Origin of the sequence: Mesorhizobium sp. M1142, assembly GCF_040318565.1 — a bacterium.
Lineage (GTDB): Bacteria > Pseudomonadota > Alphaproteobacteria > Rhizobiales > Rhizobiaceae > Mesorhizobium.
This window is the reverse complement of the sequence record NZ_JAMYMK010000004.1, coordinates 305,590-332,045: the sequence shown is the minus strand read 5'-3', so window position 1 is coordinate 332,045 and position 26,456 is coordinate 305,590. Positions and strand designations below refer to the sequence as shown.

General features: G+C 60.4%; 19 protein-coding genes. 12 read left to right on the top strand and 7 right to left on the bottom strand.

The window, feature by feature from the left end; genetic code table 11:
- Positions 1–85: 85 nt before the first annotated feature.
- From hutC to NKH42_RS09965, 4 genes are all read right to left on the bottom strand, one after another.
- Positions 86–817 (bottom strand): histidine utilization transcriptional repressor HutC, encoded by a 732-nt coding sequence (hutC, locus tag NKH42_RS09980; RefSeq protein WP_352506833.1) that lies wholly within the window; start codon positions 815–817, stop codon positions 86–88.
- 30 nt (positions 818–847) lie between these two features.
- The gene (locus NKH42_RS09975; protein ID WP_352506834.1) at positions 848–1,870 is read right to left on the bottom strand and encodes a zinc-dependent alcohol dehydrogenase; all 1,023 of its coding nucleotides are present in this window, start codon (positions 1,868–1,870) and stop codon (positions 848–850) included.
- A gap of 15 nt (positions 1,871–1,885) precedes the next feature.
- A complete protein-coding gene (hisD, locus tag NKH42_RS09970) occupies positions 1,886–3,208 on the bottom strand; it encodes a histidinol dehydrogenase (protein WP_352506835.1) in 1,323 nt (440 codons plus the stop codon).
- An 80-nt stretch (positions 3,209–3,288) separates the two neighbouring features.
- A complete protein-coding gene (locus NKH42_RS09965; protein WP_352506836.1) occupies positions 3,289–4,062 on the bottom strand; it encodes an SDR family NAD(P)-dependent oxidoreductase in 774 nt (257 codons plus the stop codon).
- A gap of 198 nt (positions 4,063–4,260) precedes the next feature.
- On the opposite strand from NKH42_RS09965, the gene NKH42_RS09960 reads away from it, so the two are divergent.
- The 4 genes from NKH42_RS09960 to NKH42_RS09945 all read left to right on the top strand — a co-directional run bounded on the left by NKH42_RS09960 (position 4,261) and on the right by NKH42_RS09945 (position 11,114).
- Positions 4,261–6,321, top strand: a complete 2,061-nt coding sequence (locus NKH42_RS09960) for a N,N-dimethylformamidase beta subunit family domain-containing protein (protein WP_352506837.1) — start codon at positions 4,261–4,263, stop codon at positions 6,319–6,321.
- Positions 6,322–7,460: 1,139 nt separating this feature from the next.
- Complete coding sequence (locus NKH42_RS09955; protein ID WP_352752089.1) at positions 7,461–8,675, top strand: glycosyltransferase family protein; 1,215 nt, start codon at positions 7,461–7,463, stop codon at positions 8,673–8,675.
- A 1-nt stretch (position 8,676) separates the two neighbouring features.
- Complete coding sequence (locus NKH42_RS09950; protein ID WP_352701983.1) at positions 8,677–9,921, top strand: glycosyltransferase; 1,245 nt, start codon at positions 8,677–8,679, stop codon at positions 9,919–9,921.
- Entirely contained in the window at positions 9,918–11,114 is a 1,197-nt protein-coding gene (locus tag NKH42_RS09945; RefSeq protein ID WP_352701985.1) for a glycosyltransferase family protein, read from the top strand. Before NKH42_RS09950 ends, NKH42_RS09945 begins: the two co-directional genes overlap by 4 nt.
- Before the next feature lie 98 nt (positions 11,115–11,212).
- Here the strand turns inward: NKH42_RS09945 and NKH42_RS09940 are convergent, their stop codons facing one another.
- Positions 11,213–11,881, bottom strand: coding sequence for a class I SAM-dependent methyltransferase (locus tag NKH42_RS09940; RefSeq protein ID WP_352702090.1), 669 nt, complete (start codon positions 11,879–11,881; stop codon positions 11,213–11,215).
- Positions 11,882–12,217: 336 nt separating this feature from the next.
- Here NKH42_RS09940 and NKH42_RS09935 point away from each other — a divergent pair, with 336 nt between their 5' ends.
- The 3 genes from NKH42_RS09935 (at position 12,218) to NKH42_RS09925 (ending at position 16,516) form a co-directional block, all read left to right on the top strand.
- The gene (locus NKH42_RS09935; protein WP_352645137.1) at positions 12,218–14,932 is read left to right on the top strand and encodes an ABC transporter transmembrane domain-containing protein; all 2,715 of its coding nucleotides are present in this window, start codon (positions 12,218–12,220) and stop codon (positions 14,930–14,932) included.
- Between the two features lie 157 nt (positions 14,933–15,089).
- A complete protein-coding gene (locus NKH42_RS09930; protein WP_023675957.1) occupies positions 15,090–15,539 on the top strand; it encodes a cyclic nucleotide-binding domain-containing protein in 450 nt (149 codons plus the stop codon).
- Between the two features lie 122 nt (positions 15,540–15,661).
- Entirely contained in the window at positions 15,662–16,516 is an 855-nt protein-coding gene (locus NKH42_RS09925; protein WP_352701987.1) for an MBL fold metallo-hydrolase, read from the top strand.
- Positions 16,517–16,567: 51 nt separating this feature from the next.
- On the opposite strand, the gene NKH42_RS09920 is transcribed toward NKH42_RS09925, so the two are convergent.
- Together NKH42_RS09920 and NKH42_RS09915 are read right to left on the bottom strand one after the other, a co-directional pair.
- On the bottom strand, positions 16,568–17,344 hold the full coding sequence (locus NKH42_RS09920) for a polysaccharide deacetylase family protein (protein WP_352752088.1): 777 nt from the start codon (positions 17,342–17,344) through the stop codon (positions 16,568–16,570).
- Complete coding sequence (locus tag NKH42_RS09915) at positions 17,341–18,429, bottom strand: glycosyltransferase family 4 protein (RefSeq protein ID WP_352506844.1); 1,089 nt, start codon at positions 18,427–18,429, stop codon at positions 17,341–17,343. Before NKH42_RS09915 ends, NKH42_RS09920 begins: the two co-directional genes overlap by 4 nt.
- A 74-nt stretch (positions 18,430–18,503) precedes the next feature.
- Between NKH42_RS09915 and NKH42_RS09910 the strand changes: the two genes are divergently transcribed.
- From NKH42_RS09910 to NKH42_RS09890, 5 genes are all read left to right on the top strand, one after another.
- Positions 18,504–19,682, top strand: coding sequence for a DUF3095 domain-containing protein (locus NKH42_RS09910; protein WP_352752086.1), 1,179 nt, complete (start codon positions 18,504–18,506; stop codon positions 19,680–19,682).
- A 55-nt stretch (positions 19,683–19,737) separates the two neighbouring features.
- Positions 19,738–21,123 (top strand): nucleotide sugar dehydrogenase, encoded by a 1,386-nt coding sequence (locus NKH42_RS09905; RefSeq protein WP_352974056.1) that lies wholly within the window; start codon positions 19,738–19,740, stop codon positions 21,121–21,123.
- Positions 21,124–21,174: 51 nt separating this feature from the next.
- The gene (locus tag NKH42_RS09900) at positions 21,175–22,515 is read left to right on the top strand and encodes an adenylate/guanylate cyclase domain-containing protein (protein ID WP_352752083.1); all 1,341 of its coding nucleotides are present in this window, start codon (positions 21,175–21,177) and stop codon (positions 22,513–22,515) included.
- A 150-nt stretch (positions 22,516–22,665) separates the two neighbouring features.
- Positions 22,666–24,561, top strand: coding sequence for an ABC transporter ATP-binding protein (locus tag NKH42_RS09895; protein ID WP_352475783.1), 1,896 nt, complete (start codon positions 22,666–22,668; stop codon positions 24,559–24,561).
- A complete protein-coding gene (locus NKH42_RS09890) occupies positions 24,558–26,456 on the top strand; it encodes an ABC transporter substrate-binding protein (RefSeq protein ID WP_352506848.1) in 1,899 nt (632 codons plus the stop codon). The genes NKH42_RS09895 and NKH42_RS09890 overlap by 4 nt, the downstream gene beginning before the upstream one ends.

Genomic DNA, 26,456 nt, shown 5'->3' with positions numbered 1-26,456 from the left:
TAGCAATAGCGGATGTCAAGGCTAAATACATACATGCATATACAAGTTAGACCCCTCCTTCCGAGTCTGATTCGCTTCACTGCGATCAAGTTTTTTTAGACGGAGAATACCGGCTGCCAAGCGAGTAGCGGCTGCCAACGTAAGTCAGCTTGCTGATCGTGGCAACGATGGCGCCCGTCCATGTCCGGCGATGCAGAAACAGGCAGCAGCTGCCGACATCGATGCCCAGATGCCGCGCCGTCTCGGCATCGGCAGGGGTCGCCGAGATGATGTGCTCGACCTCCGTCACCGGGGTTTTCTGCATGAGGTAGTCGTAGGTTGCTGTCTTGGAAAAGTCCTGCTTGTCATAGTCGGGTATCAGGCCCGGGTTCACGAAACGCTCTTCCAGTTGCACAGGCAGGTCGTTCTCGAAGTTGACGACGATGGAATGATAGACCGGCGCGCGTTTTGCGAACTCGAAGGAAAGCGCGAGCTCCTTTGTCGGCGTGATCTTTTCGAGCACGATAACCTCGGAGCGATGCCTGTTTCCCCGCGCGACAATTTCCGCCGCGATGTTGTTGATCTCGATCAGTGCTGATTGCGGTCGAGGTGGCGCGATGAATGTGCCGACGCCCTGGAGCCGGATCAGAAAACCCGCAGAGGTCAACTCCCGCAAGGCACGATGGACCGTCATACGAGACACGCCGAGTGTCGCCACGAATTCATTTTCGGACGGCAGCTTCCGGTCCTTGCTCCATTGGCCCATTCCGATGTTCGTCAGGATGTAGTCCTTGACCTTCTCGTAAAGAGGGCTGGCGGTATCGGGCAAAGTGATCATTTCAAAATCCTTTCCGGCAACGTTCGGAAATCACACGCGCCCGGAAGACCGCATCCGGATGATTGTTTTCAAACCATCGCCCTGCCCCGCCAACAGCCGCTCATAGGCTGCGGGAACATCATCCAGGCCGATCTCGCGGTCGATCAGTTCGACCATGGGCTCGGTCAATTCGCCGAGCATCCGAATGGCGTCGGGAAGCTCATCGGCAAAGGCGTGGCATCCCAGCAATGCGATTTCGCGTTCAACCAGGATGTTGGGATCGATGTCGAGGCGCCCATGGAATATGCCGACCATCGCAACGGTGCCACCGGCATCGAGAACGCCGAGCAACTGGCTGAGTGCTGCGATGCTGCCGGTCGCTTCGACGGCAGCAAGCAGGGGGGCATCCGCGGTGGCGGCGGCAATGGCGTCCCGGTTCAAGTCGACGATGCTGGCGCCGGTCACCCGCGCCACCCGGGCGCATCGGCCAGGGTTGCGATCGGCGACGAGCACGGTACCTGCGAATGTCCGGGAAAGCAGCAGTGCGGCAAGCCCGCCAATAGTCCCGCAGCCGACCACAAGAACGGAGCCGGCCGTTTTCGGCAGACGCCGCACTGCGTGCAACGCTACAGCCAGCGGCTCGGCCATCGCAGCGACCCGTTCGTCAAGCGCGGCATCGACGACGTGCAGCAGGCGTGCGGGCAGGACCGCCTGTTCGGCAAATCCGCCGTCGCATATCTCGCCGACAAAGCCCAGCGACGTGCAAAGGTGCCGCCTGCCTGCATGGCATTGCGCGCATTCTCCACACCAGAAACGGGAATCGGCGACCACGCGGTCGCCAACAGCGACGATGTCCACGCCCTCGCCGATAGCGATCACCGTGCCTGTCAGCTCATGGCCAGCCGTCGAGGGCGCCCGGCTTATCCATTGGCCCGTGCGAAAGTTGTGAAGATCGGAACCGCAAATGCCTGCGGCATCGACCCTCAGCTTCACCCAGCCTGGCTCGGGAGCGGCTGGCGCGGCGATATCCTCGACGCGCAGGTCGCCGGGTCCATGGAGTCGCGCCGCCCTCATCGTCATCGTTTCCGCTCAGCCGGCGAGATAGCGATCGCGGATCTCCGAAACCGCGTTCTCATGCGAGCTGAACCCTTCGTAGCGGGCGAGCCTGCGGGCATGCAACGCGAGTTCCGGATAGGCCGCCGAGGTCACATAGCCGACCGACGATCTCTTGACGAAATCCGTCACCGAAAGCGGTCCAAAGGTTCGCGCCCACCGGCTGGTCGGCAGCACCGCATTGGGTCCCAGGACGAAGTTAGCGAGGGTCACCGGCGTGTGCGGTCCCATTAGGATCTCGGCGGCTTCTGTGATACGTCCAAGGTGCGCAAATGGCTCCGTTGACAGAATCTCGAGGTGCTCCGGGGCATAATCGTTGATGAAACGGTAGCTGTCCTCCAGCGACTCGGTCAGCACGATGCCGCCGCGCTTTCCAGTCAGCACCGCGCGCGAGAACTCCACACGCTGTTCGCTCATTCGGGACCAGTGTTCCGGTATCGCAATCAACGCGGCTTCGGCGACCTTGCGGCTATGCGTCACCAGATAGGCCGACGAATCCGGGCCGTGCTCGGCCTCTATCAACAGGTCAAGAGCGGCCAGGCCGCCGTCGACGCTGTCATCGGCAAAGATGATCGCTTCGGACGGGCCGGCAGGCAGGCCTGTGTTGATGATCGGGGACAACACGCTCTTTGCCGCCACCACCCACGGGCTCCCCGGCCCGACGATCTTCACGGCAGGCTTCACGGTCTCGGTTCCATAGGCGACGGCGGCGACCGCATGGGCGCCGCCGCACTTGTACACGGTCTCCACGCCGGCAATGCGGGCAGCAACCAGCGTCGCGGCGTCGACGGAACCATCCGAAGTCGCAGGCGTCACGATCGCGATCTGGGGAACCCCGGCAATCACCGCCGGAACCGAGGTCATCATCGTCACCGAGGGGAAGGCGCCTTTGCCGCGCGGAACATAAAGCGCAACGGAAGCAATCGGTGTGTATCGGTCACCCGCATAGGCGCCCGGCCGAACTTCCTTGAGCCACATCGTTTCCGGGCGCTGCTCCTCGTGGAAATGCCTTATGTTCTCAATGCCGAACCGGATACTCTCCACGACATCCTTGTCGACCTTGTCGAATGCCGCGTCGAACTCCGCTTCCGAAACTTTCAGCCCACCCTCGGCAACATCGGCTTTGTCGAGTTCGCGCGCAAACCGGAGCAAGGCCGTGTCACCTTCATCCTTGACGGCCTTGATGATTGGACGGACCTTTTCGATGAAGGAAGACAGATCTCCTTCTGCGCGTTTCAGTAAACTGGACCGCTGATCGACACTGAGGGATGACAGGCGGTGGAAGCTGACGTCAGACATGGCGGCTCCTTTTCTTAGGACGCAATTACGGTTAGCGCTTGTCGATCACTTCTGGGACACATCTCCAGCCCCTGAAGCCTTCAAATCGATGCGAGAAAGCCTCCATCCACGGGAATGGACTGGCCGGTTATGTAGGCTGCCGCATCCGAAGCGAGGAACACCGCGATTCCGTGCAGGTCCGGGAGATCACCAAAACGGCGCTGCGGAATCTTGGCGAGCATCGATTGCTGCCATGCCTGGTTGCTGTACAACACGTCTGTCATCGCTGTCCTGAAATAGCCAGGCGCAATGGCGTTGACCCGGATCCCAAGATCGGCCCACTCCGCCGCAAGCGCCCGCGTCATGCCGAGGAGGCCTGATTTCGACGAGCCGTACGGCACCGCCGTGGGAACCCCAACCTCGGAAGTTAACGAACAGAGATTGATAATGACGCCGGGCCGTCCGGCGTCTCTCATCTGCCGCGCAGCGGCCTGGGCGCAGAAGAAGGCGCCTTTGAGATTCGTATCGACAATCCTGTCCCACAAGGCCTCGTCGACATCGAGTGAAGGCCGGACCTCTTCCGTACCTGCATTGTTGACGAGAATATCGAGACCTCCGAGCAGGCTGCCGGCCTCGGCTGTCGCCGCCCGGCACCGGTCGACGTCAGTGACGTCCAGGGCGACGGCGTGCGCGACCCCGCCGGCGGTGCGGATAGCGGCCATCGTCTTCTCGAGCGAGGTCACGCTGCGCGCCGTGACGGCGACGTCGGCGCCGGCCGCGCTGAGCGCCTCGGCGATGCTGCGCCCGATGCCACGGCTTGCGCCGGTTACAAGCGCCTTCCTGCCTGACAGATCGAAGAGAGATGCGTTGCGCATGTCATCCTCCTTGGTAATGTCGCGCTTGGACCGATCACGTCGAGACTATCCGAATGCAGCTTATCTATACAAGCATGTACATCATGGCTGTAGTGCGCCATGCGAAACTCTGCTTGTCAGAGCGGCAGCGCATTGGCCGACATCGGACCGGTCTACGCGGTTCGCCCCAGCCCATCTGGAGTTCATCGGGAGGGATATATGAAGCGCGCAGTAGACCACGACGCGATGAGCGTGGTTGGCTATACCACCCCCTGGAGTGCCAAAGCAGGCCAGCGGATCAAGCTCAGCCTGTCATGCGATCGGCCGATAAAGGCCACACGAATTTGCCGGCTCGACAAGCCGGCTCCGGAATTTCTCACCTGGGCCATCGAAACAATAGGTGAAGCACGGCGTCGGCATTTCGACCAGGGGTCGTTCCTGTTCGTGCGGCCCGGCGAACTGGCCAAAGTACAAGCCCTCCACGGTATACGTTTTGAGCTGTTCCTCACGCGCAACGAAGGTGCGCGCACGATCCTGGAGGCAGGCGCCGTCGGGCTGCGCCTCCGCGACGGCGCATTAGTCGTGGAAATCGGTGACGAAACCCTTGTCGAGAAGAAGGCGCCAACCGGTGTGTGGCTCACTGTCGAGTTGGATCTGCGGCAGGAACAATCGCGTCTGCGCATCAAATCCCATGATCTTCTCGCGCCTTACGAACTCCGTGAAGGTTTTGGCAGCCCGGCGTGGAACCTCCAAGGGCACGGCATCCATTTCGGCGCAAGTGCCACCAACCACGAACCTACCCTCAACGCGAAATTTGCTGCGATCCGGCTCGACACCCCACAGGGGACTGTTGCCTGGGATTTCCCGACGCTGTTACCAACGCAACCGATCCTGTCGTCGGGCGGAGCAGATCCGCTGCTCCTAGATGTGATCAATCAGCCAGCCTTCTGCGTGACTTCGGCACGCTGGGACGGATCGAGCTTCGAGCCTCGCTTGGTGCCGTCGCACTACGACGCTATCCATTGCCACGACGACGACATCGGCCCGCTTGAGTGGCCGGCATCACACCGCGTGACGATCCCTGAAAACGCACACCCAGGCGTCTACGCGTTCCAGGTCGAATGGGAGGGTGGCGACGAACGCGTGGTGTTCTTCGTCACCTCGTCACAGGTCTCGTCGCCGCTGTTGTATCTCGTGCCGACGGCCACCTATCTCGCTTATGCCGACGAATATCTCCCGGATCATCTTTATGAATGGAAAGGCGACGACCGGGGACATCGCTTCGCGATCGCCAACAATCTGAAATCTCTTTACGACTACCATTCCGACCTTAGCGGTGTTTCCATCTGTTCCTACAAAAAGCCGAAAGTGACGCTCAGGGACGATTACGACTATCCGCTCTGCGGCTGCCCACACAATTTGCCGGTCGATCTGCACTTCCTCCGATTCTGCCACGGAAATGGAATCATGTTTGACGTCCTGACCGATCACGACTTGCACGAATGCGGCATAGACGGTCTGCGTCGACATCAAGCCGTCGTCACCGGCAGTCACCCCGAATATATGTCGATCGAGATGGAGCAGGCGCTGCGGCAGTTTGTGGCCGAAGGCGGCAGCATCGCCTATCTCGGCGGAAACGGCTTCGCTGCCACTGTGGCTTTCAAGGACGACCTGATGGAGCTGCGGCGCTCGCCGCTGGAGGCAGGCCGCACCTGGGAGGGCCCGGTCGCCGAACAGGCGCTGTCGATCACCAACGAACCAGGCGGCTATCTCCGCTCGCGCGGCCGAGGCGAATTCTCGCTGATCGGTGGCGCGATCTCACTGATGGGATTCGAAGGCGCGCGCCCCTTCACGCGCACTGAGGAAAGCCGTGAAGCAGGATTCGCATGGCTGTTCGAAGGCGTTGAAAATGCGACCTTCGGCACGGACGGCATCGTGCTGGGTGGTGCCGCGGGCTACGAAGTGGATGCGACAGATCCAGCCCTCGGCACTTCCGCTGACACCGTCGTGATCGCGCGGGCGACGGGATTTCCGGACAGCTTCTTCCAGGATCCGACGCGCTGGTATGAGGGCGGCGATACGCAACGCATCGCCCGCCGCTGCGCCGAAATGACCCTGCGAAAGCTCGCAGCAGGCGGCTTGATCTTTTCGGCAAGCTCGGTTGCCTGGTGCGGCGCGCTGCCAGCCGCAGGCGCCATGAACGATGTCGGCAGGATCACGCTCAATCTGCTTAACCGCCTCGGCACCACGAAAGGAGAACCCGGCCGAGAAAATCAATAACCTTCGGCGAAGGTACTGACCAGCGGACTGCGGGACCTTGAGGAGCGCGGCGTCCCCGATAGCGGGCGGGCATTTAGAGAGTGGTACTGCGCAGTGACTTGGGCCCTCCAAGAGTCTAAGCAGCCAGCATGCTTCTGACAGCACGAAGGAAAAACCGCCGCATACCCCGCTTTCTTGCCGTCTACACCATGGAGCCCGAAGACCTCGCTCGCTTTCGCAGCCTGCCTAAGCCGAGCAGGATGCGATTGATGCCGTCGGCTTGCAGCAATGGGCGGACTGGGAGGAGAGAAATGCCGCATTTTTTCCCCGATCGCGGCGACTTCAACGCCGTCAAAAAATTACGCTCTTGATTCTAAAGGCTAAAGTCGTCGCAAAAATATTTTGAGGTTTCGCCAACTGTCGGGACCAATCGAGCGGTTTTTGCACCTCGCGACGTTCGATGGCCCGCTCAGGTCGTCTCAAAAAGTACCGTCACCGCCCCAGCTAAGGCATTAGCCAGAGGCCATAGCGATCGACAAGCAACCGGTGTTGCACACACCCCGCTGCGGGCGGTGTGTTGTGAGCGCTGGCATCCACTCGATTCCTGGCGAAATTCAGGCTAGCTTGGGCGATAGATGGCTCAGTTCTGGTCGGTGAATCATAATCAGACCGCCCGTCAAGAGATTGATGGGCAGCACCTTTGGTCTCCCAAGACCGAGAGCGATGGCGCGCGAAACGAGTTCTGCAACAACATGTGCCGTGCGACGCCCGGCGACCCTGTCCTTTCGTATACCGATCAAGCAATTGACTATATGGGCAGGATCGCGGAATCGCTTTCACCGCTCCGAAACCATCGAGTTCGGAGAGACCGGAGCTTATTGGAATCAAGAGGGATGACTTCTGCCGATCTTTTGGACACCGCTTTCCCCTTCGATTCATCCCAAAACAACAACGGGGAGTCTCGGCCCGCTCCCGCCGAGGCGATATTCGCCACTCCATCTAGTTTCGGGCTCAGGCAATCAGAAAGCCCTATCTGACAGGCATTCCACAGAAGTAATGCAAATTCAAAATCGCGGCCTCATGTTTCAAAACCAGGATGGTTTCGAAGCCGGCGGGTCGCTCACGGTCCTCAAAGCGAGAATTCTAAGAGACGTTCAACAATGACCCAGCACGCAGAAAACGCTCGAATTCTCATGTACAGCCACGACACGTTCGGGCTCGGCCACTTGCAGCGCTGCCGAACTATCGCGCATTCGCTGGTTGAGGATTTCCGCGGACTTCAGGTGCTTATCATTTCGGGTGCGACTATCGCTGGCGCCTTCGACTACCGTGCCCGTGTCGACTTCGTGAAGATCCCCAGCGTCATCAAGCTGCGCAACGGCGAATACACCTCGCTGGAAAAGGACATCGATCTGCATGAGACGCTAAGGATGCGCCAGTCGATCATCCGCCACACGGCCGAGACCTTCCGGCCGGATATCTTCATCGTCGACAAGGAACCGCTCGGCCTGCGCGGTGAGATTGAGGACACGCTGTCCTACCTCAAGACGCGGGGCACTACGCTGGTGCTTGGCCTGCGCGAGGTGATGGATGCGCCGCATCTGCTCGAAGCAGAGTGGGCACGCCGGGACGTGATGCGCAAGATAGGCCTGTTCTACGACAAGGTCTGGGCCTATGGCCCGCCGGATTTCTACGATCCGTTGACCGGCTTGGATGTGCCGCCGGCTGTCAGGGCAAAGATGAGGTTCGTCGGTTTCCTGCAACGGAGCCTGCAGCGGAACGAGTTGCCCGGCCATCGGCCCGAGGGCGACTATATCCTCGTTACCACCGGTGGCGGCGGTGACGGCGCCGATCTGATTCACGACGTCATCGATGCCTATCAGCAGGATCCGCAATTGCAGCATAGGGCCCTGATCGTGCTTGGGCCTTACATGCCGGCGCGCAAGCGCAACAAGCTGCTCAAGAAGGGGTCCAAGATCCCCTATATCAGGATCATCGAGTTCGACAACCGCATGGAAGACCTGATTGCCGGCGCCAAGGCGGTAGTGGCGATGGGCGGCTACAACACCTATTGCGAGATACTGTCTTTCGACAAGCCGGCGCTGATCGTGCCGCGCGTCGAGCCCCGAAAGGAACAACTGATCCGCGCACGGCGCGCGGCCGAACTCGGCCTCATCGAGATGCTTTTGCCGGAAGAAGCCGAGGATTCCCCGCGGTTTGCCGACGCACTGAAGGCGCTGCCGGACCGGCCCCGCCCATCGCAGAGCAATCCGCATCTGACGCTGGAAGGGCTGCCTCATATTTCCGAAATCGTCGCGGAACTGCTCGACCGGCGGGCCGGCCATCACCTTTCAGTCATTGAAGGAATGACCTGAGTTGCAACATCGCAAGATCGTCGTGGTTCTGAAGGGTTATCCGCGGCTGTCCGAAACCTTCATCGCGCAGGAACTGCTCGGCCTTGAGCGTGCGGGGTTCGACCTGATACTTGTCGCGCTCAGGCGGCCGACCGACGAAAAACGCCACCCCGTGCATGACGAGATCAAAGCGCCCGTCCATTATCTGCCGGAATATCTGCATGAAGAGCCGCTGCGCGTGTTTCGCTCGCTGTTTGCCTATCTGCTGCGTCCGGGCTTCTGGCGCGCGCTCGGATCGCTGGCTGCCGATATGCCCCGCGACTTTACGCGCAATCGCGCGCGCCGCTTCGGGCAAGCGCTCGTGCTGGCGGCCGAATGGCCGGAAAACGCGGGCTGGCTGCATGCCCATTTCGCGCACACGCCTGCATCGGTGACGCGCTATGCCAGCCAGCTTCGTGGCCTGCCCTGGACCTGCTCGGCCCATGCCAAGGACATCTGGACTTCGGCGGACTGGGATCTGGCCGGCAAGCTTTCCTCGGCGCGCTGGACGGTCACTTGCACGAAAACCGGCTTCGACCGTCTGAAAAAACTCGCTAACGGCAACTCGTGTGTGCATCTGAGCTATCATGGGCTCGACCTTGATCGCTTTGGCAGTTTCGATGAGGCGCGAAAGCAGCATGACGGCTCGGCTCCGGACGAACCGGTTGTCGTTCTGAGTGTCGGGCGCGCCGTTGAAAAGAAAGGTTACGATACGTTGCTGGAGGCCCTTGCCCTGTTGCCCGGCGATTTGGCGTGGCGTTTCGAGCATATCGGCGGCGGCGAAGAACTGGAACGGTTCAAGGCGCTGGCGCAAAAGCTCGGTGTGGATGATCGCGTCTCTTGGAAAGGCGCGCTTGCGCAGGAGGAGGTGCTTGAGCACTACCGCCGCGCCGACATCTTCGCCCTGGCCTGCAGGATCACCGCAAATGGCGACCGCGACGGTCTGCCGAATGTTCTGGTGGAGGCGGCTAGCCAGCGGCTTGCCTGCGTGTCGACCGATATTTCCGGCGTGCCAGAGCTTTTATCGCCGGATGAAACCGGCTTGCTGGTTCCGACGGAAAACCCGATTGCCCTGGCACAGGCGCTGGAACGCCTGATCCGTGATCCCGTGCTCCGCGGCCGCCTCGGCGACGCCGCAGAGCGGCGCGTGCGCGGCAATTTCGATCATATGGCAAGCATTGGACAGCTCAAGGAACTGTTTGAGCGGGAGTGGCGGGCCGCCGAATGAAGCGGCTGCGCGCTTTCTTCTATGTCCAGCACCTGCTCGGCATCGGCCATCTCGCGCGCGCCAGCCGCATTGCAGCGGCTCTGGTCGATGACGGGTTTGACGTAACCGTCGTGACCGGTGGAGCGCCGATCGCCGGGTTTCCGGGACTGGGGGTAAAATCTGTAACCCTGCCACCTGTCACCTCCGGTGATGAAGGATTTTCGGGACTTGTCGACCTGCAAGGCAACCCGATCGACGAGGATTTCAAGAAATGGCGTTCAGAGATGCTGCTGCAGGCATTCCGGGATTGCAGGCCTGATATCGTCATTGTCGAGGCGTTTCCATTTGGACGCCGGCAGATGCGTTTCGAACTCTTGCCGTTGATCGAGGCCATCGACGCGACGTCGCCCAGACCGTTGCTGGCGACGTCCGTCCGCGATATCCTCCAGGAGCGCGTCAAGCCGGGCCGAAACGAGGAAACGGTCGATCTCATCAACAGGCATTTCGACCTTGTTATGGTCCACGGCGATCCGGCTTTCGCAACCATCGACAAGACATTTCCATTGGCTGGGGCGATCAGGGCCGAGGTCACCTACACCGGGCTCGTTGCCGCGCCGCCATCGCCCGCGGCCTCCGAGCGCTTCGACGTTCTGGTGTCGGTTGGCGGCGGGGCTGCCGGAAAGAGCCTTGTCAGCTCCACCATCGCAGCGGCGCGGGATGCGAACAACGCTTGGAAATGGTGTTTGATCACCGGCCCGAACCTGCCGAAAGACGAGTTTGACGCGATCGCAGGCGATGCCACGCCGGGCCTGTCCATCTTCCGGTTCCGCGAGGATTTCGCCAGCCTGCTGACCGGCGCCCGCCTGTCAGTCTCGCAGGCGGGTTACAACACGGTCTGCGATGTACTGCGCGCGGGTTGTCGCTCCCTGCTCGTCCCATTTGCAGCCGGCGGGGAAACCGAACAGACGGTTCGCGCCCTGATGCTCGAAGAACTCGGTCTTGCAACGGTGCTGACGGAAAAGGACCTGACGCCTGAAGGTTTGGCGCAAGCTATCGAACAGGCGCTTGTGGGACGGACGCCATCCGCGCATCGTCTCGATCTGGAAGGCGCGCGTCGCTCGGCGCAAATCCTCCGCGAGCGGTATCGAACATGGTCCCTAAATGTGGGGCCCGGTTTCGGAAAAGTTCATGATCAAACAGACGATAGATCCTAACGCGCGTAGCGTCCGTGAGATTCGTACGACGCGCTTCAAGTCCTGTTTTTATGCGTATCGTTGTCCCAAAACCGCTACGCACTTTTGGGCGAAATGCATTAAACAGTTCCAATCAGCATGAAGCGCGTATAATTTTTTGTCGGCAGTTCGCCGGAGAACCGCACCTCCCGTAGCGCCGCCATTGCCTCGAAGGCTGCAAGCGAAGCCACGCAGTTGATGTGCGTCGGCTCGCTGAAATAATCGTTCGATTGCAGCAGTACATTCGTGCCCGGCGGAAGCAGAGCAAGCCAGGCGCGCAGATCGGCTATGTGTTCGCAGCTCGTATTGACCATCAGGTCGGGCCGCCCGGCCGCATAGTCGAGTGCGTACATATCTGCCGTCAGCGCCCGGAACCGGTCGCCGGCTTCCCGGTTGAGGGTCCGGGCGACCGGCGCGACTTCAGGATCGATGTCGATGCTATCGATCGCCGCGATGTCGAAGCGGGCATCGTTGAAAAGCATTGCCGGTAATACGCCGTACCATCCACCCAGAACCCATATGCGCCCGAAGCGGCCGCCGCCGCTTTCGAACAGCCTGTCGAGCGCCCACATCTTGCAGGCGACCTGCTTGTGGTTGAAGGCGTTGGCAATATCGGCCTTCGGATGCTTGGCGATGACGCGCGCCAGCCCTGCCACGAGAGGGCAGTTGACATAAGCAGCAATTCCCCGTGTGAGGTCCAAGGCTTGCTCATGCCAGTCCATGGCATTGCGTGGTTGCGTGACATCCATCATAATTCGTCTTGTATGTTGGGATTCTGGGCGACACAACGCAATCTTGCCTCCCGCAAGACTGTTTGATTCCGCGGACGTGATCATGCTGCAAGCCGCTTGGCTATTGCCCGGTGCCGGAGAGAGCCTATTGCATCTGTCCGGATCATCGGCGTCCATCCGCCAGCACCAGCCGCGCAGCTGCGGCCTCGTGCTGCTCAGCTGTTCGCCAAAGCCCTACGAAAGCCGCGGACCGTTTGGCCAGCTCGTTGGCGATGAAGAAATTGCCGATACGCCATTCGCCAGCAGGTGCTTTTACATCCTGCACGCTTCCAACTGAAGGATCCACAGTCGCATATGGAAGCCAGCCTAGCCCGCTATATCTGGACGCACACCAAGAAGCAGCAGCTCTGGATATTGATGATCGTCGTGCTTTCGATGATCCCATATTTCATGTCTTTCGACCTGCCGAAGCTGATCGTCAACGGACCGATCCAAGGTCGCGGCTTCGAGCAACCGGGCGCGACCCAGCCATTCATGAGGCTACACTATAACCTGCCGTTCATTGGAGAGGTCCAGTTCTTCTCCGGTTTTCAGCTCGACCGCGAGGAGACCCTGTTTGCCCTGAGCCTTGTGTTCCTCTTGCTAGTCGTCATCAACGGCCTGTTCAAATTCTACATCAACACCTACAAGGGCCGCCTCGGCGAACGCATGCTGCGGCGTATCCGCTTCGATCTGGTCGACCGTGTGCTGCGGTTTCCGCCGGTTTACTTCAAGCGGGTGAAATCCGCCGAAGTGGCGACCATGGTGAAGGACGAGGTGGAGCCGCTGGGCGGCTTCATCGGCGACGCCTTCCTGCAGCCGGTACTGCTCGGCGGCCAAGCGCTGACGGCCATGCTGTTCATCATGATCCAGAACGTCTGGCTCGGAATGATAGCGGTCGTGATCGTGGCGATCCAGATCGTGCTCATCCCGCGAATGCGGCGGCGGCTGATCGTGCTCGGGCGCCAACGGCAGTTGACGGCGCGCGCGCTTTCGGGCCGGGTTGGCGAAATCGTCGACGGCATCGGCGCGGTTCACGTCCACGATACATCAAACTACGAGCGCGCCGACATAGCTGCCCGGCTCGGGCTCATCTTCAAGATCCGCTTCGATCTTTACCAATGGAAATTCATGGTAAAGTTCCTCAACAATTTTCTCGCGCAGCTCACGCCCTTTCTGTTCTACATGATCGGCGGGTATCTGGTCCTCCAGGGGCGGCTGGACGTCGGCCAGCTCGTGGCCGTGATCGGCGCCTACAAGGACCTGCCCGGACCGATGAAGGAACTGATCGACTGGGATCAGGATCGGCAGGATGTCCAGGTCAAATATCAACAGGTCGTTGAACAGTTCACCGTCGAAGGTCTCATCGCGCCGAGTATCATGGCATTGACGATCGACGATCCCGATCCGATGACCAAACCGCTGTCGGCGATCAATCTGTCCATAGCAGACGATGGCGGTGCGATGCTCCTCAACCGTATCTCCCTCCAGGTCAAGCCGGGTGAGACGGTGGCACTGGTCAGTACCGCAACAGGTGGAGCGGAGGCGCTTGCAGAAGCCTTCGCGCGGCTGATCTGGCCGGACAGCGGAAAGGTCGCTTCGGGCACCGACGACCTGCTTGAACTCCCGGAAGCAGTAACCGGCCGGCGCATATCGTACGCCTCGTCGGATGTTTTCCTGTTCCAGGCAAGCCTCCGCGACAACCTGCTCTACGGGTTGAAGCATGCGCCGCTGACATCGGTGCCTTATGACGGTGCTGCGGCAGATCAGCACCGCTGGAACATTCACGAGGCGCGCCGGTCGGGCAATCCGGATCTTGATATCCACGGCGACTGGATCAACTATGCTTCCGCTGGCGCTACCGGCCCGCACGACCTCTTTGAAGCCGTGCGCCGGGTGCTCGACGCGGTTGTTCTGTCGCGTGACATTCTGGATCTTGGCTTGCGCTCTTCAGCTGACCTCAAGCGTCACACGGAGCTTGCCAGGCGGATCGTTGAACTGCGTGCGGCGCTGCGGACCCGGCTGGAACAAGAGGGGCTGAGCGGGCTGGTGGTTCCTTTCGAACCGGGCGCCTACAACAAGGAAGCAACGATCGGCCAAAACCTGCTCTTCGGCGCTGCCGCCGGCCCCGAACTGGCCGACAGGGCGCTGGCGGCCAATCCCTATTTTGCTTCCGTGCTGAGGCAAGCCGGCCTCGACCGCACGCTCTACGAAATGGGCTTGGAGATCGCCAAACAGGCGATAGAGTTGTTTGCCGACCTGCCGCCCGATCACCAGTTCTTCCAGCAGCTCGCCTTCATGAGCGCGGAGGAGATACCCGCCTACGAAACCTTGCTGCAACGGCTCAAGAACCGTCCCTACGAGGCGGTTTCGGAGAACGATCGCGCCATGATCGTCACCTTGAGCTTTGCCTACATCGAGCCCCGGCACCGCTTCGGCCTGCTGAGCGACGAGCTGATGAGCAAGATCGTCGCTGCACGCAACCGGTTCTATGAAGACCTGCCGCCCGAGTTGCACAATGCGATCGAACGGTATGATCCTGCCAAATACATTGCCGCGGCCACGGTCATGGATAATGTCCTGTTCGGGCGTGTGGGCAACAATCATCCCGACGCGCCCGACCGCATACGCTCCATCGTCTATGACATTCTTGACGAACTCGGGCTTTATGGCGAACTTCTGGATGTCGGCCTGGACTTCAACGTCGGCTCCGGCGGGAGGCGGCTGACCGGTGGACAGCGACAGAAGCTCGATGTTGCCCGGGCCTTGCTCAAGCGTCCCGATTTTCTCATTCTCAACCGGCCGCTGTCGGCGCTCGACCAGCGCATGCAGGATAAGGTGCTGCGAAACGTGCTCGAGGAAGCCAGGCGCGACGGCCATTCGCCGGCAATTGTGTGGGTCGTGACGAATCCGGCAATGGCGATGATGTTCGATCGCGTTGTCGTCTTCGACTCGGGTCAATTGGCGGAAGACGGAACACACGAGACACTCTTGGCGGGGAACGGTATCTTCAAGGAACTGTTGTCATAGAGCAACGGACATTCAGATGGATCATTCTGCCGGTGCACGACATCGGGCTCGCCACCTTTCGCGTGGGTTTGCCTCGCCATCCCGGAAAGAGAATTGATTCCATCTGGGCGTCCCTTGCTCTAGTCTGGCAAACGCGAATTTTGGAAGGTTTGCGACAATGCTGCTCAAGGATGAAGTTGGAATGCTGCAACGCGTTCCCTTGTTCTCTGCCATCGAGCCGACAAAGCTCAAGCTGCTTGCGTTCACATCCGATCGTGTGAGCTACAGCGCGGGCCAGATCCTTTTCAGGCAGGGCGACGAGGGAGACGCCGCCTATGTCATCCTTTCAGGCAGAGCGGATATTCTTGTCGATTCCGATAGCGGACCGATAAAAGTTGCCGAACTGGAGCCAAATTCGATCGTTGGCGAGATCGCCATATTGTGCAACAGCTCCCGCACTGCCACCGTCAGAGCGGCAAGTCCGCTGGAAGCCTTGAGAATCCGCAAGGATCATTTCCTGAGGCTTATGAGGGAGTTCCCGGAAATGACCATCGAGATATTGCGGGTTCTTGCCGATCGCCTAAGCCATACGACCGCGGATCTGATCGACGCACGAAGCGCCAAATAACGAAGGACGGGCGCCCGATCCTCGCCGTCGTGACGGCACTGTCCTCTCGCTGAGAAGATCACCCGGAGAAAGCCTGTCTCGCCTAGCAGCAGTTGTTTGGATATGATGGGCGAAGGGGTAGCATGGACGACAACGTTTTCCTGGTCGGGTTTTGGGGTGTCCGCGGCAGCATTTCGGTATCAGGGCCAGAATTCTCTCGCTATGGCGGCAACTCAATCTGCGTCGAAATGCGATGCGGTAAGCATACGCTTCTGTTCGACGCAGGCTCTGGCCTACGGCCTGCCGGCGCGGCACTTCAGGCGTTGGGCGTGACCGATTTCGACCTGCTTTTCACCCATTGCCATTACGATCACATCATCGGGTTGCCGTCTTTTGCGCCGATCTATGATCGGGGCGCCAAGGTTACGCTTTGGTCCGGGCATCTTGCAGGACACATGACGACCCGGCAGATGGTCGATGAGTTCATGCAGCCGCCGTGGTTTCCGGTGAAACTGGAAGCCTGCAAGGCAAGCCTCGACTATCGCGATTTCGTATCCGGAGACGTGCTTCGCCCGCGCGAAGGGGTGGTGGTCCGAACCGGCAGTCTTATCCATCCGGGCGGCTGCATAGGCTACCGGGTCGAATGGGGCGGCCGCGTCGTGGCGATGATCACAGACACTGAGCACGAGCCGGACAAACTCGATCAGGCGGTGCTCGGCCTGATCGAAGATGCCGACCTCGTCATTTACGATTGCACCTACACCGAGGAGGAAATGGAACGCCGCCGCGGTTACGGGCACTCGACATGGCAAGAGGGTGTCAAGCTCTGTGAGGCGGCCGGTGCGCGCAGGCTTGCCCTGTTTCACCACGATCCGACACGGACCGACGAGGAACTGGACGAGATCGAGAAACTGGCCAAAGACAGGTTTACCGGCGCTTTTGCCGCGCGGGATGGCCAGACGCTCAAATTTCCAGTCTCATTGCGCAAAAAGCGCTGAGCTGTTTTCCTCTATCTCTTTGTTTTGACGCAATTCCGGACGGAAAACCATTCACACTTTTCCTGGAATTGCTTTACCGGCGCTGCGCCCGATCAATGTCCTGATCGGAAGCCATACGCAGGCTTCAGTCTGTGCGGTGACTGTGAACAGCCGTTCGAGGAAGAGCCAGGCCGATTCATCATGCACGAGATGGTGGGTGAGCAGGCCGGCCGGTTCGCCTCCATCGAATGCATGCTGCAACTGCGCGATGATGGCTTGAACCAACAGGCCATGATCGCGGCAGCCGCGCGTGCCATGCCAATCCATGATGTCGACATTGCTGTTGATGACCGCAAGTGAAGCCGGTCTTGGCGGCCCATAGACCGACAATGCCGAAAATCCTATCGATCCAAGGTCGGATACCAAGCCGGCGTCGATCCTGTTCCAGGGTGGCACCAGCATCGGAACGGCACGTGCGCCGTGCAGGCCGGTCATGTGCGACAGCCCGCGGGCCAGATCATCGAGCACCGCCTCGCGTGGCCGATGCGCGCCGAGCTCCTGCTTCTTCTGGCCCTCCGGAGCATGATTTCGGTGCGCCCAGCCATGGATGGCGACCGTGGCATGCGGCGCCTCGTCAAGCCGAACGACAAGCTTCTCGTCAGTCAGGGCGGGAATGACGGCCAGAGTCACCGGAACCGCGAATTCACCAGTGAGGTCGAGCAACCGATCAAGCGCAGGCGTCGGATCAACGCCGTCATCGTCGCGCAGCCAGAACTCTGCCTTACGGTCCGCCCGTTGCCAGTTCGCCAGCTCCTCCACCAAGGGTTGCCAGATTTGATCGGATGTCATGAGACCGGGATCTTCGCAAGAAGTTCGGCCAGACGCGCCGCCGCAGCACCGAGACAACGTTCTTCGAGGATGAAACGTCTGGCTTCTGCGGCCATGATGGATCTTTCGTCGTTACGGGTCAGAAGCCTTTCAATGGCAGAAGCGAACGCCGCCACATCGTCCGGCGGGGTGAGAAACCCGGCCTGGCCATCCCGCACGACCTCCGGCACGCCGGCGACATCCTGAGCCACAACCGGAAGGCCGGCGGCCTGTGCTTCAAGATAGGCAACGCCATAGGCCTCGCCGAAACCCGGCCAGACGTAAATTCCCCCACTGTAGAGGACATCCGGCACGGCGGCTGGCTCAAGCGCGCCAAGCCATTCGATACGCTCGGCGGGCAAGCCGGCGAATTGCGCTTTGATCTCCTCGCGGGCAGGTCCGTCCCCGACGATCGACATGGTCCAGGTCAGATGACCGATCGAACCGAGCGCCTGCGCCAGCATGCGATAGCTTTCGACTTTGTCGCCCGGGCGCATCATGGCGACGGTAACGAGGCGCGTCGGACAACCCCGTGCCGGTGTTTCCCGGAATAGCGATGTGTCGATGAAGGGCGAAAGCATGCCGAAAGCGGCGTCGGGTATCGCATCTGCCAGTCCCTGAAGATCCCTTTGCGTGAAGCAGATGTTCAGCGCCGCCTGTTCGACGGCTCGCGCCACCAACGCTTGCGTATCGGCCCACAAACCGGTGTTGCGCCGCCTCGAATAGGAGGCTTCCGCTGTCACATAGGGAACACCAAAGGCCAACGCCAGTTCGGGCCCGATCAGGTCGGGCGCCTTGTAATAGGGATGATAGGTGAACCACAGATCGGGCTTGCCGTCACGATCCCAAAGCCCTGCCAGCCGCGCGGCTTCCTCCCGGGCCTCGACCTTGAGCGCATCGAAACTTTTCGAATCCGGTTCGCGTAGATAGAAGCGCAATTCAGATGCCAGTTCGACGCTGTGCCCTCCATGCTCCAGCGCCTTGACCAGCATCCGTGCCATCTGACGGTCGCCTGAGGCAACGGGATGATTGGGCGACTTCAGCGGCGCGTAGAAGGCAATTCGCATCGCCGGACCCTATCATCGGAAAGCCTGCGCAAGTCAATTTCGAAGCATGATCGACTTCACCCTCAAGCACTGGAATGTGCTATCTGATGCTCATGGAAACAGCTGCCGCGTCCGACCCGTTTGTCGCTTCCCTACCGGTCTTCGCCAGGTTCGAAAGCGTTGCCGATATCGATAACTATCGGCCTCTCCCCGATGGCTGGGCGCTGGCCACCGCAGATATCGTCGGCTCTACCAAGGCGATCGAGGCGGGGCGCTATAAAACCGTCAATATGGCCGGTGCCAGCGTCATTTCGGCGCTGCTCAATGCGCTGGGTAGGCAAGATCTTCCCTTTGTCTTCGGCGGCGACGGCGCGCTCGTGGCGTTTCCCGGCTCGGCGCTGGAGATCACCCGCAACGCGCTGGCGGCTGTCCAGAGATGGGTGGCGGACGAACTGGATCTGACCTTGCGTGCCGCAATCGTGCCGATAAAGGATATAAGAGCGCAAGGCCTCGACGTTCGCGTGGCGAGGTTCCAGGCCTCCGATGCAGTCTTCTATGCCATGTTCGCCGGAGGTGGCGGCAGTTGGGCGGAAGCCGAGATGAAAGCGGGGCGCTACCGCATCGATCCTGCGCCGGCCGGCGCGCGGCCGGATCTGACCGGCCTCTCCTGCCGCTGGAACCCAATCGAAGCCCGGCATGGCGAAATTGTCTCGATCATAGCCATACCGGGGGCGTCGCGCGACTTGCGCGGTTTTCAGTTTCTGGTTTCCGACATTATCGCCCTAGCCGGCAGGCAGGAACGCGATGGCCACCCGGTGCCAGTGAACGGGCCGAACTACAGTTTGCTGCCCGCCGGCCTCGATATCGAGGCGCGGGCCATGGCGCCGGCAGGACGGCGGTGGCTGTCGAAGCTGTGGATAGTGTTCCTGATGACGCTTACGGCTGTTACGGATAGATATGGCTGGACGATCGGCAGATTCGATCCGAAGATCTACAAACGCGAAGTGGCCAGCAATTCGGATTTCCGGAAGTTTGACGATGGCTTGAAGATGACCATCGACGTTGACGCGGATGTGTTGCAACGGATCGAGAACCGGCTGAAACAGGCGGAAGAGGCGGGCATCTGCAACTATGGCCTGCACCGCCAGAAATCGGCCTTGATGACATGCCTCGTCGCATCGCCGCTGCAGCGCGATCACGTTCATTTCATCGATGGCGCCGCCGGCGGCTATGCGATGGCTGCCGCAAGCCTTAAGGCGAAGGTGCCGGTCTGACGGCTTGCGGACATCGATTTTCCGCAATATGCCTCGGTGACCGGTGAGCCTCACCATGGAAGCGGACGGCCTGTCCGAATTGACGGGAAGCACATTTTTGGACGCCTCACGATCGACATATGACCGTCTTCTGAACCGGATTTCGACGCGTGCCGCGCAAGTCGGCGTGATCGGACTGGGCTATGTCGGGTTGCCGCTGGCGGTTGCGATCGCACGCGCCGGCTTCCCCGTTTCCGGCTTCGACATCGAAGCCCAAAAGGTCGAGAGCCTGAACAACGGCCAATCCTACATCGAGGCGGTGACGTCGACAGCCCTTGCCGGCCAGGTGGCGAGCGGACGGTTCCGCGCCACTGCGGATTTTGCCGAACTGGCCGTCTGCGATGTCATCATCATCTGCGTTCCGACACCACTGACGAAACACCGCGAGCCGGATCTCTCCTTTGTCAGGAACACGGCAGGCACCATCGCGAAGCATCTGCGTCTCGGCCAGCTGATCGTGCTGGAATCGACCACCTATCCCGGCACCACCGACGACGTGATCAAGCCCATCCTGGAAAAAACCGGCTTGCGGTCGAGGATAGATTTCTTCCTCGGCTTCTCGCCCGAACGCGAGGATCCCGGCAACCGCAGCTTTGAAGTCGCGACGATCCCCAAGGTCGTGGCAGGTGACGGCACTGAAGCGGCGATGCTCGTGCAGGCTTTCTACCATGGCGTGGTCGAGACCGTCGTTCCGGTTTCCACCACGGCAACCGCCGAGGCGGTCAAGCTGACGGAAAACATCTTCCGCTCGGTCAACATAGCCCTCGTCAACGAGTTGAAGGTCGTGCTCGGTGCGATGGGAATCGACATCTGGGAGGTGATCGAGGCGGCAAAGACCAAGCCGTTCGGCTATATGCCTTTCTATCCTGGCCCTGGACTTGGCGGGCACTGCGTTCCGATCGATCCTTTCTACCTGACGTGGAAGGCGCGCGAATACGAACTGCCGACCCGCTTCATCGAGCTGGCGGCAGAGATCAACACGGCCATGCCGCGTCATGTGGTCGATGAACTGGCGAAGGCGCTGGACCGGCGCTGCGGCAAGGCGCTCAGCCGCTCGCGCATTCTCATCATCGGGCTCGCCTATAAGAAGAATGTGCCCGACATCCGCGAAAGCCCCTCATTGCGGCTCATTGAACTCATCGAGGAATGGGGCGGCAAGGCGGAATTCCACGATCCGCATGTTACCGAAATCCCGACCACACGGGAGCATATGGCGATCAAGGGGCGTCGCTCGGTCGAATTGACCGAGGTGGCCCTGAAGGATTTCGACGCTGTCGTCGTTGCAACCGACCACGACGCGATCGACTATCAGGCGATCGCGGATCACGCTCTACTGATCGTTGACACACGCAATATTTTTGGCCGCCTCGGGCTAGCCCGAGAGACGGTGGTGAAGGCCTGACGGCGTCCGAGCCGGCGAATTTGTGGCGGATCAAGGAGATTTCGAGATAGCATGAGCACAGCGCAAGCAGAAATTTCTGCCATTCTCATGGATAAGGTTGCCGATTGGCTGACGCAATCGGCGTTGGCGGGCGACGACCTGGAAACATTGGTAAGGGGCTTTTGTGAACGGCTGGCTGCTGCCGGCCTGCCGTTGAAGCGGGTGCATTTGAGCTTTTCGATGCTTCATCCGCTTTATGACGCGCTCGGCTTCACCTGGCTCCGCGGCCAGGGCCTGGAAGTGGAAGGCTTCCGCAAGGAGAACGGCGTTCATTCCGACAGATTCCTGACCAGCCCATACTACCATCTGCTCAGCCACAAGCTCGACCATCTGCGGCGCCGGCTCGACCCGTCGGTGCCGTCGGAATTTCCTGTCTTCGATGACCTCAAGCTGATGGGCGTCACCGATTACATGGCTTTCGTCCATCCCTTCAGCGGCAACACCAGTCAGGGCATGATCGGGTCTTGGTCCACCGACAGTGCCGCAGGCTTCAGCGACAGCATGATTGCGGCGCTGCTGCGCATCCAGAACCATCTCGCTATCGCAACCAAGATGGCCGTGCTCACCAAGCTTGCCGACAACATGATGACCACTTATCTCGGCGGCGACGCCGGCAGGCGCGTGCTCGACGGTCAGATCAAGCGCGGCGAGGGTGATACAATCCGGGCGGCACTGGTCATGGGCGACATGCGCGGGTCGTCAAGACTTGCCGAAACCTCCGGCCGCGAAGTCTATATCGATACGCTGAACCAGTTTTTCGACGCCGCTGCTGCGCCTTTCAATCGCAAGGGCGGGCAGATCATGAGTTTCATAGGGGATGGCTTCATTGCCGTTTACCCTTGCGCAAGGCACCGTTCACAGTCCGAGATCGCCTGCCAGGCCGCTCTTGCAGCAGCGCACAAGGCCACCGCGCGCATGATGGATCTCAATCTGCGCAGAAAGCAGCAGGGATTGAGCGACATAAACTATGGTATCGGCCTGCATGTCGGCAATGTGATGTTCGGCAATGTCGGGCTTACCGACCGGCTCACATTCTCCGTCTTCGGCTCGGCTGTAAACGAGGTCCAGCGCCTCCAGACCCTGACCAAGAAATATCCGCACAGCGTTCTCGCCAGCAAAGACTTCGCGAGCTATTGCGGCGCCAACAACTGGCTGGCGCTCGGTATGGAGGAACTGGCGGGCATCAGGCAGAAGCTAACGGTGCTTTCACCCGATTTGTCGGGTGCTCTCTCGTTCGACGAAGACGGTGCGGTGGAGCCGATTTACGACCGAATATCGGACGCCGAGCAGGTCATGCTGCTTCATCGCAATGCCGCGCGGCCGTCCGCGGGCGACCCGAGGAAGCTCCAGTAAACCGCCACGATCTGATCCGAACGCGTTTGGTATGCAGTCCGATCCCCGGTTCCGCCAGGGAACTGGCGACTGTTCGAATCCAAGTTGCTCTAGGCTGGCAATGCGCTAGTCTCGCCTTCTGGAGCGGCCAGAGTGGGGGCTGGTGTGAGAATGAATTTGGGCGTTGATCTGCTGCGGATCGAGGATGTTGGCATCTCTTTTGCCATTATAGGGGGACCGTTGCATGCCGTCAGGCGTGCGAATCTTCGCGTCTTGCCCGGCAAGGTTACCGCGCTTGTGGGCGAGTCCGGTTCCGGAAAATCGGTTCTCAGCCAGGCTGTGATGGGCATTTTGCCGAACACAGCCCATGTTCGCGGCCGTATCCTGTTTTCCGATCCTGAAAAGCCCGGCACGACGCAGGATATCCTGCAGATGCCGCGTGACGGACCCGAAATCCGGGCGTTGAGAGGCAGCCGCATCGGCAAAATATTTCAAGAGCCGATGACATCACTGTCGCCGCTGCATACGATCGGCAATCAGGTCAGCGAATCCCTGCAGATTCATACGCCCACGGCTCGGGTGGAGCGCAAGGCGCGGACCGAGGAAATGCTCGGACTTGTCGGCTTTCCCAACCCCAAGCGCGCCTATGACATGTATCCCTTTGAACTTTCGGGAGGATTGCGTCAACGCGCCATGATCGCCATGGCGCTTATCTGCCGGCCCGCCCTGTTGATCGCCGACGAGCCGACAACGGCGTTGGACGTCACCATCCAGGCGCAAATCCTGCAATTGCTGCGCGAGCTTCAGACGAAGCTGAACATGGCGATGCTGCTGATCACGCACGACCTTGGCGTAGTCGCCAATGTCGCCGACGAGGTGGTGGTCATGTACCATGGCGAGATCATGGAAGCGGGACCTGTGGAGGCGATATTCCGCCGGCCGGGCCACCCTTACCTGAAGGGCCTGATGGCAGCCGTTCCGCATTTCGACCTGAAGCCCGGCGAAAGGCTAAAAGCGCTCCGCGAGGTGCCGGTGAATGTCGGGAACCTGCTCGGCAAGCAGACGGCGCCAGCATCGAAGGGGCCGGACGACCTCCTGCTGTCGGTCAGGGATATGACAAAGACCTTCACGATCCGCAAGTCCGGATGGTTCGGCGGAGGTCATCAAACCTCTGTTCGCGCCGTGGACGGCGTGAGCTTTGATATCAGGCGGGGCGAGTGCCTGGGTCTTGTCGGCGAAAGCGGCTCCGGCAAAACCACCGTCAGCAAGGTCCTCATGCGGGCTGTCACCCCTAGCGGCGGCTCTGTGATCTTCAACGGCCGCGATGGTCCGATCGACGTCTTGAAAGCCGAGGGAGACGCTCTGCGCATGCTGCGCGCGAAAATCCAGATGGTCTTCCAGGATCCGGTTTCGTCGCTTTCACCTCGCATGACGGTGGAGAACATTTTGAGCGAGCCGCTGGAAATCCATCAACGTGGCAATGCCGCGTCCCGACTCGCCACGGTCAAGAACCTGATGCAGGCAATCGGACTCGACCCGCGTTTCATAAAGCGTTATCCGCACAGTTTCTCCGGCGGACAGCGTCAGCGTATCGGCATCGCGCGCGCGTTGGCACTGGGGCCTGAACTCCTGATCTGCGACGAGCCAGTTTCGGCACTCGATGTCTCTGTCCAGGCGCAGATCCTGAATCTTCTGAAGGACCTGCAGAAGGAACTGGGCCTGACCTACCTGTTCATATCCCACAACCTGGCGGTGGTGGACTACATGGCCGACCGCATCGCGGTGATGTGCGGCGGGCGTATCGTCGAGCTAGCGCCGCGCGAAATTCTGCTTAGGAAACCGGTCCACCCCTACACGCGCTCACTGGTCGCCGCAGTCCCTTTCCCCGATCTCGACAGGCCGATGGATTTCAAGACTCTGAAGCTCAGCGGCGCTTCCGACACCAGCGCATGGGGACCGCAATTCCGTGACGAGGGCGACGAGGACATGCTGTCGCCGCTCGACCTTGGCGGCGGCCACCTCGTGCTGGCGCGACGTTCGGCCGATGTCAGCGAGCTACGCCATTGATCAGCCGGCGCACCGTCCTTGGACTCATGGCTTCGGCATTTCTGCCGGGCACGTTGCGCGCCGGCGACCTGGAGCCGGAATTTCTTCAGCCGCAGATGAAGGCCAGGGCGCTGCCGGCCCTGGCCGAACGCCTGCCCAAGCGTCCGCGCGCGTTGAATCTCGCTGCGATGGGCCGGCAGCCCGGCCAATATGGCGGCACGCTGCGCACGATCATCGGCAGCCAGAAAGATATCCGGATGATGACGATCTACGGGTATGCTCGCCTGGTCGGCTATGACGAAAAGCTTAACCTGCAAGCCGACATTCTCGAAAGTTTCGATGTAGCGGATGATCGTGTCTTCACTTTCAAGATACGAGAAGGACATAAATGGTCTGACGGTAGCCTGCTGACGTCGGAGGATTTTCGCTATTGCTGGGAAGATGTCTGGCTGAACGATGAGCTTTCGCAAGGCGGGCTCGCCCCGGCCCTGCTGGCGGATGGCAAGCCGCCACGCTTCGAGATCGTCGATCCGTTGACGGTCCGCTACAGTTGGGATGCGCCCAATCCCGACTTCCTGCCCAAGCTCGCCGCTGCTTCGCCCCTATCGCTTGTTCTGCCGGCCGCCTATCTCAAGCAGTTCCACAAGAAATACCAGGATCCATTCCGGCTCGCCGGCCTAATGAAGGAGAACCGGGCCAAGAAATGGACGCTCTTGCATATCCGCATGTCGCGGCAATATCGCCCGGAGAACCCGGAACTGCCGACGCTCGATCCCTGGCAGAACCGGACCAAGCCGCCGGCTGAGCAGTTCGTCTTCGAGCGGAACCCGTTCTTTCATCGAATAGACGAGAATGGCCGGCAACTGCCCTATGTCGACCGGATAGTCATGAACGTCAGCTCGTCGGCGATCATTTCCGCCAAGACCGGTGCGGGCGAGAGCGACCTGCAAGGCATGGGAATTGACTTCACCGATTACGCCTTCCTGAAGGATGCGGAGAAGCGCTACCCAGTGAAGATGCATCTCTGGAAACGCACACAAGGTTCGCGGCTGGCGCTGCTGCCCAATCTGAATTGTGCCGACCAGGTGTGGCGCGGCCTTTTTCGTGACGTGCGCGTGCGCCGCGCACTTTCGCTCGCTGTGGACAGGCGCGAGATCAATTTGGCCGTGTTCTACGGATTGGCGCAGGAAAGTGCCGATACGGTCCTGCCGGAGAGCCCGCTCTACCGGCCGGAATTCGCGAAAGCCTGGGTCGCCCATGATCCCGACCAGGCTAATGCCCTGCTCGACGAGGTCGGGCTTCAGGCGCGTGACGATGACGGCCTGCGGATACTTCCCGACGGACGCCCGGCGCAGCTCGTAGTGGAAACTGCCGGCGAAAGCACGCTGGAAACCGACGCGCTCGAGCTCATCACTGATCACTGGCGCAAGATCGGCATCGCTCTGTTCATCCGGACTTCGCAGCGCGACATCTTCCGCAGCCGCGCGCTTGGTGGCCAGATCATGATGTCGATGTGGTCGGGCATCGACAATGGCGTGCCGACCGCCGACATGAACCCCTACCAACTGGCCCCCACCGTCGACGACCAGCTGCAATGGCCGCTCTGGGGTGCTCACTACTTGTCCCGTGGCAAGGTCGGCGAAGCGCCCGATCTTCCGCCCGTGGTCGAGTTGATGGATTTACTCAAGCGCTGGAACGCATCGACTGAAGCCACGGAGCGCGCCGAGATCTGGAATTCAATGCTGTCGATCTATACCGATCAGGTGTTTTCGATCGGCACGGTGAACGGAACGCATCAGCCGGTTCTGGCATCCTCGCGGCTGCGCAATCTGCCCGACAAGGCGCTTTACGGCTACGACCCGACCGCCTATTTCGGTGTCTATATGCCGGATACATTCTGGCTTGGAGAGTCCTGA